At 67.2% G+C, this 18,115-nt stretch carries 13 protein-coding genes; 1 reads left to right on the top strand and 12 read right to left on the bottom strand.

The annotated features are described in order from the left end of the window. Positions 1–3: 3 nt before the first annotated feature. The 12 genes from ACO07J_RS22920 to ACO07J_RS22975 all read right to left on the bottom strand — a co-directional run bounded on the left by ACO07J_RS22920 (position 4) and on the right by ACO07J_RS22975 (position 17,009). On the bottom strand, positions 4–2,910 hold the full coding sequence (locus ACO07J_RS22920; RefSeq protein WP_422033305.1) for a glycosyltransferase: 2,907 nt from the start codon (positions 2,908–2,910) through the stop codon (positions 4–6). A 146-nt stretch (positions 2,911–3,056) separates the two neighbouring features. Further along, complete coding sequence (locus tag ACO07J_RS22925) at positions 3,057–5,972, bottom strand: glycosyltransferase (protein WP_422033307.1); 2,916 nt, start codon at positions 5,970–5,972, stop codon at positions 3,057–3,059. A gap of 6 nt (positions 5,973–5,978) precedes the next feature. Continuing rightward, a complete protein-coding gene (locus ACO07J_RS22930) occupies positions 5,979–7,067 on the bottom strand; it encodes a hypothetical protein (RefSeq protein WP_422033309.1) in 1,089 nt (362 codons plus the stop codon). 57 nt (positions 7,068–7,124) lie between these two features. Then, positions 7,125–8,549: a mannose-1-phosphate guanylyltransferase/mannose-6-phosphate isomerase gene (locus ACO07J_RS22935; protein WP_422033311.1), complete on the bottom strand. Its 1,425-nt coding sequence runs from the start codon at positions 8,547–8,549 to the stop codon at positions 7,125–7,127. 243 nt (positions 8,550–8,792) lie between these two features. Then, positions 8,793–9,578, bottom strand: coding sequence for a carnitinyl-CoA dehydratase (locus ACO07J_RS22940; protein WP_422033313.1), 786 nt, complete (start codon positions 9,576–9,578; stop codon positions 8,793–8,795). Then, positions 9,575–11,614, bottom strand: coding sequence for an acetate--CoA ligase family protein (locus ACO07J_RS22945; protein ID WP_422033315.1), 2,040 nt, complete (start codon positions 11,612–11,614; stop codon positions 9,575–9,577). The genes ACO07J_RS22940 and ACO07J_RS22945 overlap by 4 nt, the downstream gene beginning before the upstream one ends. Positions 11,615–11,847: 233 nt before the next feature. Next, positions 11,848–13,008, bottom strand: a complete 1,161-nt coding sequence (locus ACO07J_RS22950) for an acyl-CoA dehydrogenase family protein (protein WP_422033317.1) — start codon at positions 13,006–13,008, stop codon at positions 11,848–11,850. 1 nt (position 13,009) lies between these two features. Next, a complete protein-coding gene (locus ACO07J_RS22955; protein WP_422033319.1) occupies positions 13,010–14,440 on the bottom strand; it encodes a carnitine 3-dehydrogenase in 1,431 nt (476 codons plus the stop codon). Continuing rightward, positions 14,437–14,979: a lipocalin family protein gene (locus ACO07J_RS22960; protein ID WP_422033321.1), complete on the bottom strand. Its 543-nt coding sequence runs from the start codon at positions 14,977–14,979 to the stop codon at positions 14,437–14,439. The genes ACO07J_RS22955 and ACO07J_RS22960 overlap by 4 nt, the downstream gene beginning before the upstream one ends. Continuing rightward, a complete protein-coding gene (locus tag ACO07J_RS22965) occupies positions 14,976–15,740 on the bottom strand; it encodes an SDR family oxidoreductase (RefSeq protein WP_422033323.1) in 765 nt (254 codons plus the stop codon). Before ACO07J_RS22965 ends, ACO07J_RS22960 begins: the two co-directional genes overlap by 4 nt. Before the next feature lie 25 nt (positions 15,741–15,765). Then, positions 15,766–16,098, bottom strand: coding sequence for a hypothetical protein (locus ACO07J_RS22970; protein ID WP_422033325.1), 333 nt, complete (start codon positions 16,096–16,098; stop codon positions 15,766–15,768). After that, positions 16,095–17,009, bottom strand: coding sequence for a 3-keto-5-aminohexanoate cleavage protein (locus ACO07J_RS22975; protein WP_422033327.1), 915 nt, complete (start codon positions 17,007–17,009; stop codon positions 16,095–16,097). The genes ACO07J_RS22970 and ACO07J_RS22975 overlap by 4 nt, the downstream gene beginning before the upstream one ends. Before the next feature lie 85 nt (positions 17,010–17,094). Here ACO07J_RS22975 and ACO07J_RS22980 point away from each other — a divergent pair, with 85 nt between their 5' ends. Continuing rightward, entirely contained in the window at positions 17,095–18,036 is a 942-nt protein-coding gene (locus tag ACO07J_RS22980) for a GlxA family transcriptional regulator (RefSeq protein WP_422033329.1), read from the top strand. Positions 18,037–18,115: the final 79 nt, after the last annotated feature.

An 18,115-nucleotide genomic window follows, 5' to 3' on the forward strand; every position in this document is an offset into this window, starting at 1 on the left:
ATGTCACGCCTCTAGAGCCGGGGAGAAATCCGGCCAGTCGTAGTCTTGTGCAAGTGCCAGGGCCGCGCGGTGCATCGCACGGCTTTCGCCTGCGTCCTTGCGGGACAGGAGCGTCTCGATGGCCTCTGTCAGGGCTTTTTCGCCGTTGTCCGGGTCATAAAGCACACCGGCGTCACGACCTGCAAGGACTTCTCTGGTGTGGCCCACGGAGGGGATCACGACCGGCGTTCCGAAGCTGAGCGCCAGCATCATCGAGCCGGATGTGAGGATGTTCCGGTAGGGACAGACCGCGGCATCGGCGGCGTTGAAGAAGAGCTGCAACTCGGCGTTGTCGAGGAACCGGTTGGCCACCCTGATGCGGGCCAGTTCGTCCTCGCGGAGCGGGGTATCGACCGCCAGGAGCGGATCGAAGGATTGCTGGCCGGCCAGAACCAGAAGGGTGTTCGGGCGCCTTGCCAGCAGATCCCGGAACGCGGAAACCAGTTGTTTCACGCCCTTGTAGGGCCGCACCTGCCCGGCGAAGAGGAGGACGTCGGCGCCGGGGTCGATGTCGAGGGCGCGCCGGGCGGCCGGGCGGGAGACGTAGTTCGGGTAGCTGCCGATATAGTTGCCATGGGGGGAGATGCGCAGCTTGTCATGGGGCAGGGGGAAATGGCTTTCGACCTCGGGCCTCGAGGCTTCCGAATGCAGGTGCACCACATGGGCGAGCCGGGCGATGCGGGCGGAGAGGTCTGCCTCGAGTTCGGGGAAGGCCGTGTCGTGGGAGACGGTGTTGTGCACGGTCCATACCAGCCGCCCGCCCCCGGCGACGAAGGATTCGAGCCGTTCGGCGAAGTGTTCAGCGACCTGCGTTGCGGTGGCGCTGTCGGTCACGTCGGTGAACAGGAAATTGAGCCAATGCAGGTGGAAGGTGACAGCCGGGCCGTCGGCGCGTTGCAGTACCTCGAGCGCCGCGTCGATATCGCCGGCAACCACCTCTGTATGGCGGCGCATCCTGGCGTAGAGCCGCTTCTGGTAGGGGTTGGAATAGGAGTAATCGGGCCAGAACAGGACCATGTCCGTCCCCTCGCGCAGGCGATAGGTGATCTTGCGCGGGGCCTCGGGGTCGGGGGCGTGGACATCCCACAGGGTGTCGAGCCCGAGCCGCCGGAGCGCTTCGCGCTGGGCCCGGTAGGTGTTCGCCGTCTGGTGATGCTCGTTCACCGACGAGGTGTTCCGGCCGTGCCAGCGGCGCTGGTAATACACCTCGTCGACATGGTGGAACGCGCCGATCTCGCTCAGCTTCAGGAACATGTCGTAATCGACCGCGTTCACGATATCTTCGCGGAAGCCGCCGGTGCGTTCCCATGCGGCGCGGCGGAACATGCGGAAGTGATGGGTGATCGAGGTGATCATCATCTTCTCGCGCGAGAAGACGGGCCAGCTGTATTCGTTCTGGACGTGGTTTCCGTCCGGGTCGATGCGCTCGGCCGAGCTGTAGCAGCAGACCGTGTCGGGGTGGGTGTCGAGATACTCCATCAATGTCCGCACCGCGCCGGGTTTGAGTGCGTCGTCGGAATCGAGCTGGCCAACGTAGAGGCTGTTGGACATGCGCACGGCCTGGTTCGAGGCAAAGCCGATGCCGCCATTGGGGTTGTCGGACCACCTGACCCGCGGTTCGCCGTCATAGCGGGCCTCGAGGCGGGCCAGCGTGTCGTCGCTCGAGCCGTCATTGGCGATGCAGACGTCGAGATCGCGGACATCCTGTGCCAGGACGCTGTCGATCGCGCGCTCGATGTAGCGGCTGGCGTTGTAGGCGGGGATGTAGACGCTGACCTTGGGAACCTCGAAGCTGCCGTCTTTCCTGCGGTCCCAGTTGTTCGGACAGAGGGACCGGTAGAGTTCCGCGTCGGCGGGGTATGCCTTGGCGTGGGAGATGCCGGCGAGGTGGCGGGCGGGCTGTGGCGCGAAGTAGGCCCCGGCGTTGTACATGCGGAACGCAAGTTCGCGCGCGGCGTGGTAGCTGTCCTCGAAGCGGGTATCGGGTGGGCCGACACGGCGCAGGAGCCCGGCGGGGACACCCATGTTCAGGCCGGTCATCTCGCGGAAGGGGAAACGGCTGTTGAACGTGCTGGCGTTGACCTCGTCCGAAAACCCGGTCGCCATGCCACCGGTGCCGGAAAACCGGACCAGGGGCTGAACCAGGTTGTCGGTGAGGGCCGCCCGCCATGCCATGCGCCGGAGCGCGAGATCGTCGAGGGCGACGAAGCCGTTAAGGAACAGGACGAAGTCGCAGGCTTCGGCGATGCGACGGATCTCGGCCTGCGCCTCGGTTCCAAGGATGTGGGCGGCCCGCACGTGGCAGGTGCCATTGGACCGGAAGCCGTGCGTGCCGGCGGTGGCGTTCGGGCCGCCGAAGACGGTGACGGTGATGTCGCCCGGAACATCCTGCTGTGCGAGCCGGTCGAGAACCAGGTCGGTTTCGTCCGGCCGGGCCGGTGCGTAGATCACGTGCAGGCGGGTGTGTGCGTCGATGCCGCCAGGGTGCAGCGTGGCTGTGGCATCGTCGATGAACGCGTGGTCGTTCCGGGCGCCCGGCCAGTCGGGTAGGCAGAGGTGAGGCGGAAACCCGCCGGGCAGGTCGCGCCCGGCCTCGAGGCAGCGGAAGGGAGGGTTCAGCCGCCCGTCCGGGTAGCCGAGGTAATCGGACGGCGTATTGACCTTGCGCGGCACCCGCACCGTGCGCTGGGCGCGGCGGAGGTGGCCGGCGTAGATATCGAGGGTCTCGGCGTCGATGCGTGGATGATAGCTCAGCTGATCCAGAACCCGCTCGGCAAGATCGGTGTCGCCCTTTTCAATCAGGTCGAGCACGATCCGGAACCGGGTCCAGGCGTTGCGCGGCTGGTCTTTGAGCTGTTCAGCGATGGTCAAGGTCAAATGCCCGCGTTGTCATTGTCGAGTTGGCATCCCGGAACAGAGATGACGCCTGCGCCAAAACACGGGCTTTATTGACAACCCGGCGCGCAACTTCAAGTGCTGGCCGGAGCGGGTGGCCGGATTCCTATCAATCTGCGCAATCATAAGTCGGCGTAGAGTGTTTCGCCCAGATTGGGCCAGTCCTGTTCACGGGCGCGGGCCAGCGCCGCGTCGGACATCCGGCCGATCGTGCCGTCGTCCTTGCGCTTGAGAAGCGTGCGCAACGCGCCCAGCAGGGCGCCCTCGGCCTCGGGGTCGTAGACGATGCCGGCATCGGTGCCGTCGAGCACCTCGCCGGTCATGCCGACGCGCGGCACGATCGTCGGCAGGCCGAAGCTGAGGGCCAGGACCAGGGACCCGGAGGTGAGGATGCGCGAATAGGGAAAGACGGCCACGTCGGCGGCCCGGAAGAAGAGCTGCAGCTCCGGTTCGTCGAGGAACCGGTCGGTGGCGAGGATGCGGTCGCGCTCGGCCCGGCTGAGCGCCGGCTTGAGCTTGCGGAGCACCTTGTGGTGCATGGCGCCGGCGATCACCAGCTTTGCGTTGGGCCGTTCGCTGAGCAACTGGCGGAAGGCGGTGACCAGCCGGCCCACGCCCTTGTAGGGGCGAACCTGGCCGGCAAAGAGGATCACGTCGTCGTCGGGGGCGAGGCCCAGGGTTTCGCGGGCGGTCTCGCGGGTGACGAAATCGGGGTAGACGCCGAAATAGTTGCCGTGCGGCGAGATCCGGACCTTTTCGGGCGGGATGTGATAGGCGGCGCGCACCTCGGGCAGGGACGCGGCCGAATGCAGGTGGATCACGTCGGCCAGATCGGCGATGCGGCGGGAGAGGTCGGCTTCGATCGCGGGGAAGGCGGTGTCATGGGAGATGACGTTGTGCACGGTCCAGACGATCCGGCCACCTTCGCGCTTGAAGGCGGAAAGGTCTTTCAGGAAGGCCGTGACGTTGCGCCTGGCATGGCTGGACAGCCGGACATCCTTGAACAGGAAGTTCACCCAGTGCAGGTGGAAAATGATGCGCTGGGCGCCGTTTGACTGGCGCAATGTCCTGAGCGCCGAGGAAATCGGTGCCTCGACGATTTCGTGGTCCTGGCCGGCCTTGCGGTAGAGCAGGGTCTGGTAGGGGTTGGCGCGGGCATAATTCGGGTAGAAGAAGACGCGGGGCTTTTGCGATTTGCACCGGTAGCCGACCCAGCGCGGTTCTTCCGGGTTGGGGAGATGCACCTCCCAGTGGCGGTCGAGCCCCTGGCGTTTGAGCGCCTCGGTCTGGACGCGGTAGGTATTGGCCGTTTGCGAGCGTTCGTGAAGGAACGAGGTGTTCCGGCCGTGCCAGCGGCGCTGGTAGAGGATCCGGTCGATGTGGTGGAAGGCGCCGGTCTCGCTGAGCTTGAGGAACATGTCGTAATCGACGGCATTGCGGATGTCGGTGCGAAAGCCTGTCGTGCGCTCCCATGCGGCGCGGCGGAACATGCGGAAGTGGTGGGCGATCGAGGTGATCATCATCTTCTCGCGCGAGAAGACGGGCCAGCTGTACTCGTTCTTGATGTGGGCGCCGTCGGCGTCGATGCGCTCGGCCGAGCTGTAGCAGCAGACGGCCCTCGGGTGGGCGTCGAGATAGTCGGCGAGCTGGCGCACGGCGCCGGGTTTCAGCATGTCGTCGGAATCGAGCTGGCCGACATAAAGCCCGCGGGTCATGCGCACCGCGCGGTTGGAGGCGTGGCCGATGCCGCCGTTCTCGCCGTCTTCCCAGCGCACGCGGGGCTCGTCGCCGAAGGCCCGTTCGAGAATGTCGAGCGTGTCGTCGGTCGAGCCGTCATTGGCGATGCAAACCTCGAGATCCCGGATGTCCTGTTCGAGGACGCTTGCCACGGCCCGTTCGATGTATTTGCCGGCATTGAAGGCGGGGATATAGATGCTGACCTTCGGCACCCGGTAGAGCCCGTCCGTCGGCCGGTCGATGCGGTTGGGGCAGAGTTCGGCCAGCAAGCGGTCGTCGTCGGCGGTGTTGCCCTTTGCCTGCGCAGGGTGCAACCGCGGCACGAGGAGCGGCGAGAAATAGGCGCCGACGTTGAAGAACCGGAACGCCATCTCGCGCGCCGCATGGCCGGGCGAGGTGAAGCTGGCGTCGGGGCCGCCGGCGCGCTGGAGCAGGGCGCGGGGGACCATCAGGTTCAGCCCGCCGACATGGCGGAACGGCAGATCGTGGCCGAACGGATGGGGCGAGGACTTGATAGCATAGGGGGTGGGCAGCCGCATGTCGGGCATCTGCAGCAGGGGCTGGACGACATTGTCGGAGATCCGGCCGAGATGGGCCGCACGGACCAGCGCGCCGGGGTCGAGCGTCACCTCTCCGGAGAGGAACAGGAACTGGTCGGCCCGTGGCGTCGCCTCGGCGATGTACTGCGCGGCGCGCGGGGAGAGGAGGGGCGCCTCGAGCTGGTCCACCTCGAGCGGGGAGGCCGCGATGGCGGCATCGAGCGCCGGGCTGCGCGCCGGGGTGAAGAGGGTCACCTTGAAAGGTGTATCGGCCTGTTGCCGGTCGAGCTGGGCCAGGAGGCGCTGGGCCTGATCACTGTCCAGAGCGCCGCAGAGGACGTGGATGCGGGTGTTCACATCCCGGGCCAGCGGGGCGAGGCCCGCCGCCGCGGTGTGCAGGAAATGGAAGTCGTTGCCGTGGCCCGCAAGCTCGGGCAGTGCGAGATCCGCGGGGTAGGGCCGGGGCACGTAGCGGTCGGCTTCGACCGCGCGGAATGGCACACGCAGGAGGACGGTGGGATTTGCGGTGAAGTCGGCCGGCATGTTGACCTTGGGCAGGCGATGGTCCGGTGGGATGCGCGCCTCGACGTGGCGGCGCAGCATCTCGTACAGGCCGGTGTCGATATTGGGGTGGAAGCGGACGCCATCGAGGCGTTGCCGTGCCTCCGTGGCTTCGCCGAGGGCGGCGCGGCGCATGGCCTCGGCGATCTGTCCCCAAGCATTGCGGGGGTCGCAGGAGGGTGAAATCCGGTCGTCCGGCACGGCCCGTTACCTTCGCAGCAATCGGCGGACGGCCCGCACCACGACGCGCAGAGGGGCGGTGATCCGCCAGCTCGTGCTTGCGCGGATATCCTTGAGGTGACGCTCGCCCGTCTTGATCCGTTGTTGCAGGAAGGCGATTTCCGCCTCCATGTCGTGCAGCCGGTCCGACAGGCTGATCCCGTCGCCCGTCTCGGAAACGGCAGAGGGTTCGGGATCGGCGACGAGGGGTTCCGGCCGGTTGCGGCGCAGGGCGATCCGGTCTTCCTCGAGTTCGAGAAGCTTGGCCAGCAGGCGTTCGACGTCCTCGGCATGGCGCGAGGGCGGCGGCGCGATATCGCGGATGGTTTCGAGCGGGCGTGGACCGGCGCCGCGGGCCATCAGGTCAAGCCGGTGCATCCGGCCCTGCCGGTCGAGAAAATTATCGAAGGCGCGCCGCTCGGCGCTGTCGGGGGGAAGCGCCGCGAGTTCCGACAGGGGCGAAGGGGCGCCCGGGGCGAGGAGGAGCGCCACCTGCGGCGCGCTGCGGCCGAAGACCATCACCTTCATGTCGGGGGCCTGTACGCCGGCAACAAGGCGTTCCGACAGGCCGGGGCCGTAAAGCAGCATGGCGCCGGCCCCGTCGACATGGGTGGCGATGCGGGCCGCGTCGCTGTCGCGGCGCTCGGCATCCTGGGCCAGGTTCACGGCAAGGATGGCGTAGTCTTCGGTTCCGTCCGTGCTCGCCCCGACCTGCAGCGAGCGTTTCGCCCCGTACGTGGCGCGCGCCTGGTCGAAGGCCGAGACACCGTCGGCCGCGCAGCCGGTCGTGCAGCACCGGGTGGAAAGGTTGAGGCGGTCGGCGGCCTGGCAGAAGGCGAGGTGGGCGGTGCCGGTCGTGTCGCCCACGGTGAGCACGGCCTCGGGCCGGAAGATCTCGGTCAGCCAGAAGATGAGGGGCAGGGCGGGCAGGGCGGCCGAGTCGTCGAGATAATCCGCCGCCCAGGTGAGTGGGTGGCGGACCAGACTGATCAACCGGTCGATGCGGGGGCTTTCGGTGTCGGAAAGCCGTCCGGTCGTCGCCTCGGCAGAGGCGTCTTGTTGTGCCGGTGCCGTCAACCTCATTACCCCGTACGGACCCTTCGGCCCGCGTCAGACACAGTCTTTTGCACGGAGTCAGTTACGTGCATAAATGTCTTCATACCGGATAATGTCGTCTTCGCCCAGATATATGCCGGTTTGCACCTCGATCAGCACGATCGGCACCTTGCCGGGGTTCTCGAGCCGATGGACGGTTCCGAGGGGGATGTAGACGGACTGGTTTTCCGTCAGCAGCATCACGTCTTCGCCCACGGTCACCTTGGCCGTGCCCTGGACCACGACCCAGTGTTCGGAGCGGTGATGGTGCGATTGCAACGACAGCGAGGCGCCCGGATGCACGTGAATGCGCTTGACCTGGAAGCGCTCACCGTGGACCAGGGTTTCGAACCAGCCCCAGGGGCGGTGATCCTTGCGGAACTCGGTGGCCTGCTTGGCGCCTTTCTTCTTGAGGGCGTTCACAGCCTTCTTGACGTCCTGCGCGCAGGAGGCGTCGGCGACCAGAACGGCATCCGGCATGGCGACGGTGATGATGTTCTTGAGGCCGATTCCGACCACTTCGAGCGTGTCGTCCTCGGAGCGCAGCAGCGTGTTCTCGCAGTCGATCGCGGTGGCGTGGCCAGAGGTTCCGACACCGTTTTCGTCCAGTTCGCCGTCACGCCAGACGGAATCCCATCCGCCGAGGTCGGACCAGCCGCCGGCATAGGGCACGACCGCGAGGTTGCTGGCTTTCTCCATGACCGCGTAATCGATCGACTCGTCCGCCGCGCCGGCCCAGGGGCCGGGCGCCAGGCGCAGGAAGCCCAGGTCGCATTCGCCCTGGTCGAGCGCCTCGGTGACCGGGCCGATCATTTCCGGCAAATGGGTTTCGAAGGCCTCGAGGATGGCCTTCACCGAGAACAGGAAGATCCCCGCGTTCCAGAGATACTCTCCGGAGGCGACCATCTTCTCGGCACTGGCCTTGTCGGGCTTTTCGACGAAGCGCTTGAGGCCGATGGCCCGGGGCGTGTCGCCGTCGGGCCGGGTTGCGAGTTCGAGATACCCGTAGCCGGTTTCCGCACGGTCCGGTTTGATGCCGAACGTGACGAGCTGTCCGTCTTGCGCCGCGGGGATGCCCGCCTTGACCGCCTCCTGGAAGGCGTGCGTGTCGGGCACGACGTGATCGGAGGGGGCGACCAGCATCAGGGTCTCCGGATCGTTCCGGGACAGCGAGAGCGCCGCGGCAAGGATCGCGGGCGCCGTGTTGCGGCCTTCCGGTTCGATCATGATCGCGTTGGGGTCGATGCCCGAGGTGGCGAGCTGTTCGACGACGATGAAGCGGAATGCGGTGTTAGTCACCACCAGGGGGCGGTTGAAGGATTTGCCGCTGAGGCGTTGCGCCGTGGCCTGGAAAAGGGTGGTTTCGCCGACAAGGGGAACGAATTGCTTGGGATAGCTCTTGCGGGACAGGGGCCAAAGCCGCGTGCCCGAGCCACCGCAAAGAAGCAAAGGCGTAATTTTCATGTCAAATAAATCCTGATTGGATTTCGGAAGCGGACAGGTTACCGCAGGCTTGCCGGTTTCTTTCCTATTTGATCGATGATTGCAACAGCGCCGGTTCCGCAGAAAGGGACCGGTTGGGCCGGGCAGCAAAAAGAAGCCTAAAGCCTGGCAGGCTTGGGCCGGCCGCCCGGAAAATGTGCTTCCCGGAGATTTGCGGTGCAGCGAAGCGGCAGGGCGCCGGCCCGTGACCGGCCTGCAGGTGCCTTACTTGCCCTTCCAGACCGGATCGCGCTTTTCCGAGAAGGCGCGGGCGCCTTCCATCTGGTCCTCGGAATCGTAGAGCACGTCGACCGTTTCGAATTGCCGCCGGGTGATGCGGTTCATGGCGTCCTGGAAGGTGAGCGCCTCGGCTTCGCGGACGATTTCCTTGATCGCGGCGTAGACGAGCGGCGGGCCGGAGGCGAGGTGGTCGGCCAGCTTGCGGGCTTCCTCCATCAGCGTGTCGGCCGGGTGGATCTGGTTGACGAAGCCCCAGCGCGCGCCCTCCTCGGCATCCAGCCAGCGGCCGGTCAGCAGCATTTCCATGGCGATGTGATAGGGGATGCGCTTGGGCAGCTTGACGCTGGCCGCATCGGCCACGGTGCCCGAGCGTATTTCCGGCAGGGCGAAGGTGGCGTGTTCGGCGGCGAGGATGATGTCGGCCGAGAGCGCCCATTCGAAGCCGCCGCCGCAGCAGATGCCGTTGACGGCGGCGATGACGGGCTTGTTCATGTCCCGCATCTCCTGCAGTCCGCCGAAGCCGCCGACGCCGTAATTGCCGTCGACCGCGTCACCGTCGGCGGCGGCTTTCAGGTCCCAGCCGGGGCAGAAGAACTTCTCGCCCGCGCCGGTGATGAGGGCGACGCGCAGCTCGGGGTCGTCGCGGAATTCCTTGAAGGTGTCGCCGAGGATGACGCTGGTCTTCAGGTCGATGGCGTTGGCCTTGGGCCGGTCGAGCGTGACCTCGAGCACGTGGCCGCGGCGCTCTGTCCTGACGGGTGATGCGGTCATGGGTTTCCTCCGATCGTGATGAGTGCGTCCACCGCCACCGCGCGGGTTTCGGTGCAGATGAGCGGGTTGATCTCGACTTCCTCCAGCCGGCCGGCATGGGCCGCGACGTAAGACTGCACCGCCAGAACGGCCTGTGCAATGGCGCCCATGTCGGCGCCGGGCTTGCCGCGGTAGCCGCGCAGGACCTTGGCGATGCGGAGGGAATTGAGGGATTGGGCGATCTCGTCTTCGGTCGCGGGCAGCAGCAGCGAGGCGCTGTCGCCCATGATCTCGGTCAGGATGCCGCCGGCGGCCAGCGTCAGCACGTAACCATGGGCCGGGTCGCGGGTGACGCCGATCAGAAGCTCGGCCACGGTGCCGTCGATCATCTCTTCCACCAGCCAGCTTTCGCAGGGCATGGCGGCGGCCTGTTTCAGCGCCGCGGCGGTATCGTCGCGGGCGAAGGCGACGCCGCCGGCTTCGGTTTTATGGGCGAGGCCTTCGGCCTTGATGACCAGCGGGGTGCCGATCTCGCGGACGGCCTCGTCCAAGGCGGTCTTATCTGTCGCGCGTTTGGCGGCGGGGATGGTGACGCCGTGGGCGGCGAGTTCGGCCTTGGCCTCGGCCTCGCTGAGGGTGTGCGGGTTGGCGGGTTCGCCGGGGTGCAGGAGGGGCTCCGGCTCGGCCCGGGGCCGGCCGAGCCAGGCGGCGGCCGAGATCGCCGTCAGCGCCTCGTCGAGCCCCAGGAGGGGCACCATGCCGCCGGCGATGATCCGTGCCGTGACGGCCTCGGTCATGGCGTCGGGCAGGGTGGCGACGATGGCGAGGGGCTTGCCCGTCTGCTTGGTGGCCTCTTCACCGGCCTCGTAGATGCAATCCCACGCGGCGGGGTCGCAGCGGTCTTCGCGGGGGAAGTCGGCGACGAGGCAACCCATGGCGATGTCGCCGCCCAGCATCGCGCCGAAGGTGGCGGCCATGCGGGGCACGTCCGTCCAGATGAAGGTGTGGTAGTCGAGCGGGTTGGCGAGCGCCACCATGGGGCCGAGCGCCTCGCGCAGGCCCTGCCGCTGGGCGCCGTCGAGGGTGGGGAAGGTCACGTCGTGGCCAAGCGCGGTGTCGGCCATGAGGCTCGCCTCGCCGCCCGAGCAGGACATCGAGACGATGCGGTTCGAGGGCAGGGGGCCGGTGAAATGCAGGAGTTTCAGGGTCTCCAGCAGGGCGGGCAGGCTGTCCACCTGCGCGATGCCGAGGCGTTTCAGAAGGGCGCGGGCGCCGGCGTCGGAGCCGGTGAGCGAGGCGGTGTGCGAGACCGCCGCCGCCTGTGCCTGTTCCGAGCGACCGGCCTTGAGCGCGACAACGGGCTTGCCGAGGGCGCGGGCGCGGCTGGCCAGTGCCTCGAAGGCGCGCAGGTCGCCCACGCCTTCGACATGCAGGCCGAGGGCGGTGACGCGGTCGTCTTCCAGCAGGGCGGTGCCGATCTGGGCCAGGCCAAGCTGGGCCTGGTTGCCGGCGGTGGCGACATAGGCCAGCGGCAGGCCGCGCGTCTGCATGGTGATGTTGATCGCCATGTTGGAGCTTTGGGTGAGCACGGCCACGCCACGTTCGACTCGGGCGCCGCCATGCTGGTCGGGCCAGAGCAGGGCACCGTCGAGGTAGTTGATGAAGCCGTAGCAGTTGGGCCCGATGATCGGCATCTCGCCGGCCGCGTCGAGCAGCTGCGCCTGAAGGTCGCCGCCGTCGCCGGTTTCGGCCTGCGCCTCGCGGAAGCCGCTGGCGAAACAGACCGCGCCGCCGGCGCCGCGCTCGCGCAGGTAGCGGACGGTGTCGATGGTGAGGTTGCGGTTGACGCCGATGAAAGCGGCGTCGGGCGCCCCGGGCAAATCTTCGAGCCGTCGGAAGGCGGCGACACCGCCGACTTCGGCGCGCTTAGGGTGGACGGGCCAGACCGGCCCGGCGAAGCCCATCTTGCGGCATTGCTCGACGACGCTGGCGCACCACGCGCCGCCGCCGATCACGGCGATGGAGCGGGGTTGCAGCAGGCGGGAGAGGTCAGGCATGTGGCCCCCGTTTCGTTGAAGAGATGAATGCCTCCGGCGGGGATATTTGGGGCCAGAAGAAGCAAGGGTTTGTTAACCGCGCCCGGAGATACTTCTTTTGCGGTACAGGCTGGGAAGCCGATGACCGTGCCAGGAGAAGCACCGTGCGGTGTTTCCGATCACGGGGAGGCTTTGAGGGCTTCCCCGTGTTTCTTCTGGCTGAAAATATCCTCGCCGAAGGCATAAAAGTTCTTTTACGCCCCCAGTGGCCGCAAGAGTTCGCGGCTGATGATATGGCGCTGGATTTCCGACGTGCCGTCCCAGATGCGTTCGACGCGGGCATCGCGCCAGAAGCGTTCGATCGGGAAGTCGTCCATCAGCCCCATGCCACCGTAGACCTGCAGCGTGGCGTCGGTCACCCGTGCCAGCATTTCCGAGGCGTAGAGCTTGGCCGAGGCGATCTCCCGGTTGGCGGGCAGGCCCTGGTCGAGGCGCCAGGCGGAGGCCAGCGTCAGCCAGTCGGCAGCGTCGATCTCGGTGATCATGTCGGCGATCTGGAAGCTGATGCCCTGGAACTTGCCGATCTGCTGGCCGAACTGCTTGCGCTCGGCGGCGTGCTGCAGCGCGTAGTCGAAGCAGCGGCGCGCGCGGCCGACGCTCATGGTGGCCACCGTGATGCGGGTGGCGTAGAGCCATTCGTTCATCACCGCGAAGCCGCCATCGACCTCGCCCAGCACCTGCGCGTCGGGCAGGCGGCAATCGTCGAAGTCGAGGATCATGTTCTTGTAGCCGCGGTGGCTGACCGAATTGTAGCCGTGGCGGATGGTGAAGCCCGGCGTACCCCGGTCGACGAGGAAGGCGGTGATGCGCTTCTTGGGGCCCTTGTCGGTCATGTCCTCGCCGGTGGCGATGAAGACGATGACGAAATCGGCGTGGTCGGCGCCCGAGATGAAGTGCTTGGTGCCGTTCACGACCCAGTCGCCGCCGTCGCGCCGCGCGGTGCATTTCATGCCGCGCACGTCGGAGCCCGCGTCGGGTTCGGTCATCGCCAGCGCGTCCATCCGTTCGCCGCGTACGGCGGGCATCAGGTAGCGCTCGCGCTGCTCGCCCTCGCAGGCCATCAGGATGTTCTGGGGCCGGCCGAAGAAATGGGTGAGCGCCATCGAGCCGCGGCCCAGCTCGCGCTCGACGAGGGCAAACTCGAGGTGGCTGAGCCCCGGGCCGCCCACTTCCTCGGGGAAGTTGGAGGCGTAGAAGCCGAGGTCGAGCGTCTTGCGCTTGATCTCGTCGGCGATCTCCTTCGGCACCTCGCCGGTGCGTTCGACAACCTCTTCATGCGGGTAGATTTCCTTCTCGACGAAGCTCCGCACGGTGTCGACGATCATTTCCTGTTCGTCGGTCAATCCGAAATGCATCTCAGTCCTCCTTGTGCAGGGCGGCCAGCGCCTCGACTTTCTGCAGCACGTCCTCGGACGGTTCGCAGGTGCGGCGGGTTTCCAGGCTCACATGCAGCATGAGCTGGTCGCAGGTGGCCATGACCTCGCCATCGCTGGCGCGTTTCATCTCGTGGAAGCAGCGCAGCTTCTTGCCGCGGCCTTCGGTGATGCGGGTATGGACAACGATCCGCTCGCCGGCATGGGTTTCGGCGAGGTATTTCGTGGTCGTCTCGACGGTGAAGTAGTTGTAGCCGCTCGCGGCGTAGTCCGCGCTGGTGGGGGCAAGGGGGGCGCCGTCCCTGGCGCTCACGTATGCAATCACCTCTTCCGCGGCGTCCGAGAAGAGCTGGCCATAGCGCCCCTCGTTCATGTGGCCGTTCAGGTCGGTCCAGTCGACGGGCACGACGCGGTCCTGCGTGACCATCGGGTTGGCGGCCCGGGGCAGGTGCCGGATGGCCCGCTGGTGAGTGTTGATCAGGCGGCCCGAGGCGTTGCCCTGCTGGCGCAGGGCGCGCATCATGGCGATGAGGTTCTTGTCGCGCTTCTTTTCCAGTTCGCGGATCGAGAGGTGACCGGATTGCGCGTCGGACTGGTCGGCGATCATGTCGACCAGTTCGGGGGTGAAGTCGGGCACGTCCATCAGCTTGGTCCAGGGCCATTTGAGGGCCGGGCCGAACTGGGCCATGAAGTGGCGCATGCCGGCCTCGCCGCCTGCCACGCGGTAGGTTTCGAACAGGCCCATCTGGGCCCAGCGGATGCCGAAGCCGTAGCGGATGGCGTTGTCGATTTCCTCGGTGGTGGCGACGCCGTCCTTGACCAGCCAGAGCGCCTCGCGCCAGACGGCTTCGAGGAAGCGGTCGGCGATATGGGCGTCGATCTCCTTGCGGACGCGGAGGGGGTAGAGGCCAACAGAGGTGAGGATCTCCTCGGCCGCGGCAATCGCCGCCTCGTCGGTTTCGGGCGAGGGGACGATCTCGATCAGCGGCAGGAGGTAGACCGGGTTGAACGGGTGGGCCACCATGATGCGCGAGGGATCGGGGGCGCCCTGTTGCAGCTCGGAGGGTTTGAAGCCCGAGGTGGAGGAGCTGATGGGCGCGGTCGAGGCGCCCTGGATTTCGGCAATGACCTTGTGCTTGAGGTCAAGCTGTTCGGAAACGCTTTCCTGTACCCAGTCCGCATCCGCGACCGCCTCGGCGATGGAGCCGTGGAAGGTGAGCGCGCCCTCGTCGGGCAGGGCCACGTCGTAGAGCATGGGCAGCGAGGCGCGGGCATTGGCCATCACCTCGCCGATCTTGCGTTCGGCCTCGGGGTCGGGGTCGAACACGCGCACGTCCCAGCCGTTGAGGAGGAAGCGGGCGGCCCAGCCGCCGCCGATGACGCCGCCGCCGATGATTGCTGCTGTCTTGGTCATTGTGATGTCTCCTTCGAAAGGGACAGGTCGTATCCCATCCATTCCATGATTTCTTTCGCGGCCGTGATCCGGTCGGCGCCGCCGGAGGGGGCGCGGTCCATGATCCAGCCGAAGCGGCCGTCGGGGGTGCCGATGGCCGCGGTTCTGTCGTCGGCGTCCATCCAGAGCACCCAGAGGGGGTTGTCGCCGAAGGCTTGGGTGTTGTCGGCGCGGAATCGGCCCTGGCCCATCGAGGTCAGGGTGGCGCGCACGGGGCCGTCGCTGGCCGTTCCGGTCAGGGTGAGGGTCTCGCCGCCCTTCGCGAGGCGCAGCGGGCCGGAGAGGTCGGGCGTGCCGGGCCAGCCGGCGCGGATGTACCAGTCGCCCGCGAGGCGGGCGGCGGTGACGTTCACCTGGCTCGAGATGCGGGCATCCGCATTGCGGAGGCCGCTTTTGTCACCGCCGGGGCCGCCGCAGCTTGCCAGCGTCACGGCGAGGGCGACAGCCAACCCGGCGCGGAACAGCCCGCCCGGGTAACGTGTTGCGGTGGTCGGGGTCATGGGACCATGCTTTCCGTGTGGCCATCGACCGCCAGCACCTGGCCTGACACCTTTCCGGCCGCCGGCGAGGCGAGGAAGAGTGCCATGTCGGCCAGGTCGTCGCCGGTGACCCAGGTGCGCAGGCTGGTGCCTTTCACATACAGCGCGCGCGTTTCCTCGACGGTGCGGCCGCTGGCCTTGGCTTCCATCTGCAGGACACGCTCCATGCGCGCGCCTTCGACCGCGCCCGGGGCGATGGCATTGACGCGGACGCCGGCCGGTCCGAGCTCCATCGCCAGGGTCTTGGTGAGGCCGACGAGGCCCCATTTCGCCGCCACGTAGGGCGAGCGGTGGGGGACGCCGTGAAAGCCCGAGGTGGAACTGGTGATCAGGATCAGGCCCGAGCCCTGGGCGCGCATGAGCCGCGCGGCCCAGCGGCAGGCAAGGAAGGCACCGTTGAGGTTGACGCCGATGCAGGCCTGCCATTCGCCATAGTCGAGATCCTCGATCCGGCCGGCAGGGCCGCCTGTGCCGGCATTGGCGCAGAGCACGTCGACGCCTTCGAAGGCGGCTTCGACCTCGTCGAAGAAGGCCTGCATCGCGGCCTCGTCGGTGACGTCGACCTGGCGGGCGAGCATGTCGGGGTGATCGGCCTGGACCCGGGCCACCGCCGCGCCGTCGGCGTCGCAAAGGGCGACGCGGTCGCCGCGTTCGGCAAAGCGGCAGGCGAGAGTCAGGCCGATGCCCGAGGCCCCGCCGGTGATGACGATGCGCTGGCTCATGAGGTGGTCCGTTTCGTGGTGCGGGTCAGTCTATGCATATCGTTGCGCGTGTCCCGTTCTCGTCGAACATGTCGATGCAGCCGAACATCGGTGCCTCGGCCGCGCACTGCCCCGGCCCGGTTTCGTTCGGGGCGAGGCAGATGCTTTTGCAGTCGGTGCTGCGGCGGCAGGTCTGGCCTGCATCCTCCATCTGGTGGAAGCACATCAGCGCCGCGGCGCGCCCGCCTGTCCGGAAGGTGCCGCCCTCGGCCTTGCAGGCCTGTTCTTCCTTGCGAAGCTCGGCATTGCTGCGGCCGAGGACATCCTGTTGGCAGGCCGCGAGCGCCAGGAGTGCGGCCAGAAGGGCGGCGCGTTTCATCCCTTGGGCATCCGCTTGGTGAGGCCGAGCTTCTTGCGCACCTCCTCGGGGCCGATCACCTTGGCGCCCATGCGCTCGATGATCTCCTTCGCGCGGGCGACGAGTTGCTCGTTGGTGGCAAGAACGCCCTTGTCGAGCATCAGGTTGTCCTCGAGCCCGACACGGACATGGCCGCCGGCAAGGACCGAGGCCGCGACGTAGGGCATCTGGCTGCGGCCGAGGCCGAAGGCCGAGAAGGTCCAGTCGTCGGGGACGTTGTTGACCATCGCCATGAAGGTGTTGAGATCGTCCGGCGCGCCCCACGGCACGCCCATGCAGAGCTGGACGAGGGCCGGGCTTTCGAGGATGCCGTCCTTGACCAGTTGCTTGGCGTACCAGAGATGGCCGGTGTCGAAGGCCTCGATTTCCGGTTTGACGCCGAGCTCGGTCATCATCCTGCCCATCGCCTGCAGCATGCCGGGCGTGTTGGTCATCACGTAGTCGGCCTCGGCGAAGTTCATGGTGCCGCAGTCGAGGGTGCAGATCTCGGGCAGGCATTCGGCGACATGGGCCACGCGCTCGGTCGCGCCGATCATGTCGGTGCCGGCATCGTTCAGCGGCAGCGGCTTCTCGGCGTCGCCGAAGGTGATGTCGCCGCCCATGCCGGCGGTGAGGTTGAGCACCACGTCGGTGTCCGAGGCGCGGATGCGGTCGGTGACTTCGCGGAACATCTTCACGTCGCGCGAGGGCGCGCCGGTTTCGGGGTCGCGGACATGGCAGTGGACGATGGCGGTCCCGGCCTTTGCCGCCGCGATGGCGCTGTCGGCGATCTGTTCGGGGCTGCGGGGAACATGCGGGCTCTTGTCCTGCGTGCCGCCCGATCCGGTGACGGCGCAGGTGATGAAGACCTCGCGATTCATGGCAAGCGGCATTGGCTTCCCTTCCTGTTGCGTGGGTTCTGGCCGTCACCCTATCGCGCTGGTGCGGGGGCCGATTTTGCGGTAGTAGACAAAAATCATGCCTGAATGGACAAAATCGCCGGGCAACCCGGTGCGCATCGCCTTCCTGCTGTTCGACGAGTTCTCGAACCTGTGCCTTGCCAACTGCATCGAACCGCTCAGGGCGGCGAACACGCTGACCCATGCCAGCGCCTTCGATTGGCGGATCGTCACGATGGACGGGCGGACGGGGCGGTCGTCCAGCGGGATCGACATCCTGGCCAGTGCGGCGCTGAGCCAGGTGGGGGCGGTGGATTACCTGTTCGTGCTGGCGAGTTACGCACATGAAAGCCACGACACTTCGGCCAACCGGCGGATGCTGCGGGCGGCGGCGCGGCTCGCCGAGGTGACTGTGGGGCTCGATTCGGGGCCGTGGTTGCTTGCCTCGGCGGGGCTTCTGAGCGGTCGGCGGGCAACGGTGCATTGGGATTTGCTGGATGCGTTCACCGAGCGGTTCCTCGACGTGGAGGCGAGCCAGGCGAGGGTGCTGAAGGACGGGCCGTTCATGACCTGTGCGGGGGCGATGTCGGCACTTGACCTGACGCTCGACCTGATCGCCGAGCATCTGGGGCTGTCGGCGCGGCTGGACGTGGAGGCGCTGTTCCTGCATGGCGACCCGCCGGTGGGCAAGGCCGACGAGGCGGTGGCCGACCCGCTGGTGCGGCGGGCGCTGGGGGTAATGCGGGAAACGGTGGAGCGGCCGCTGCCGCTGAAGCAGCTGGCGAAGCAGCTGTCCTGCCAGCCGCGCACGCTGGACCGGCATTTCCGCGCACGGCTGGGGGCGCCGCCCGGGACGGTGTATCGGCACCTGCGGCTGTCGGCGGCGCGCAAGCTGATCGAGGACAGCCGCCTGTCGATTTCCGAGATTGCGTTGCGATGTGGTTATGACAGCCCGGCCGCGCTGACCCGGGCGATCCGGCGGGCCTATGGCGCGACACCCTCGGGTCTGCGCGCGAAATGAACAGGCTTGCCCGCAAGCGGCAGGCGGCTTAGGTCTAGGACGGTATGCGTCAAGGAAGCGTTTGCCCGTGCCTCTACAA

It is taken from the genome of Roseovarius sp. (assembly GCF_965228755.1).
Lineage (GTDB): Bacteria > Pseudomonadota > Alphaproteobacteria > Rhodobacterales > Rhodobacteraceae > Roseovarius.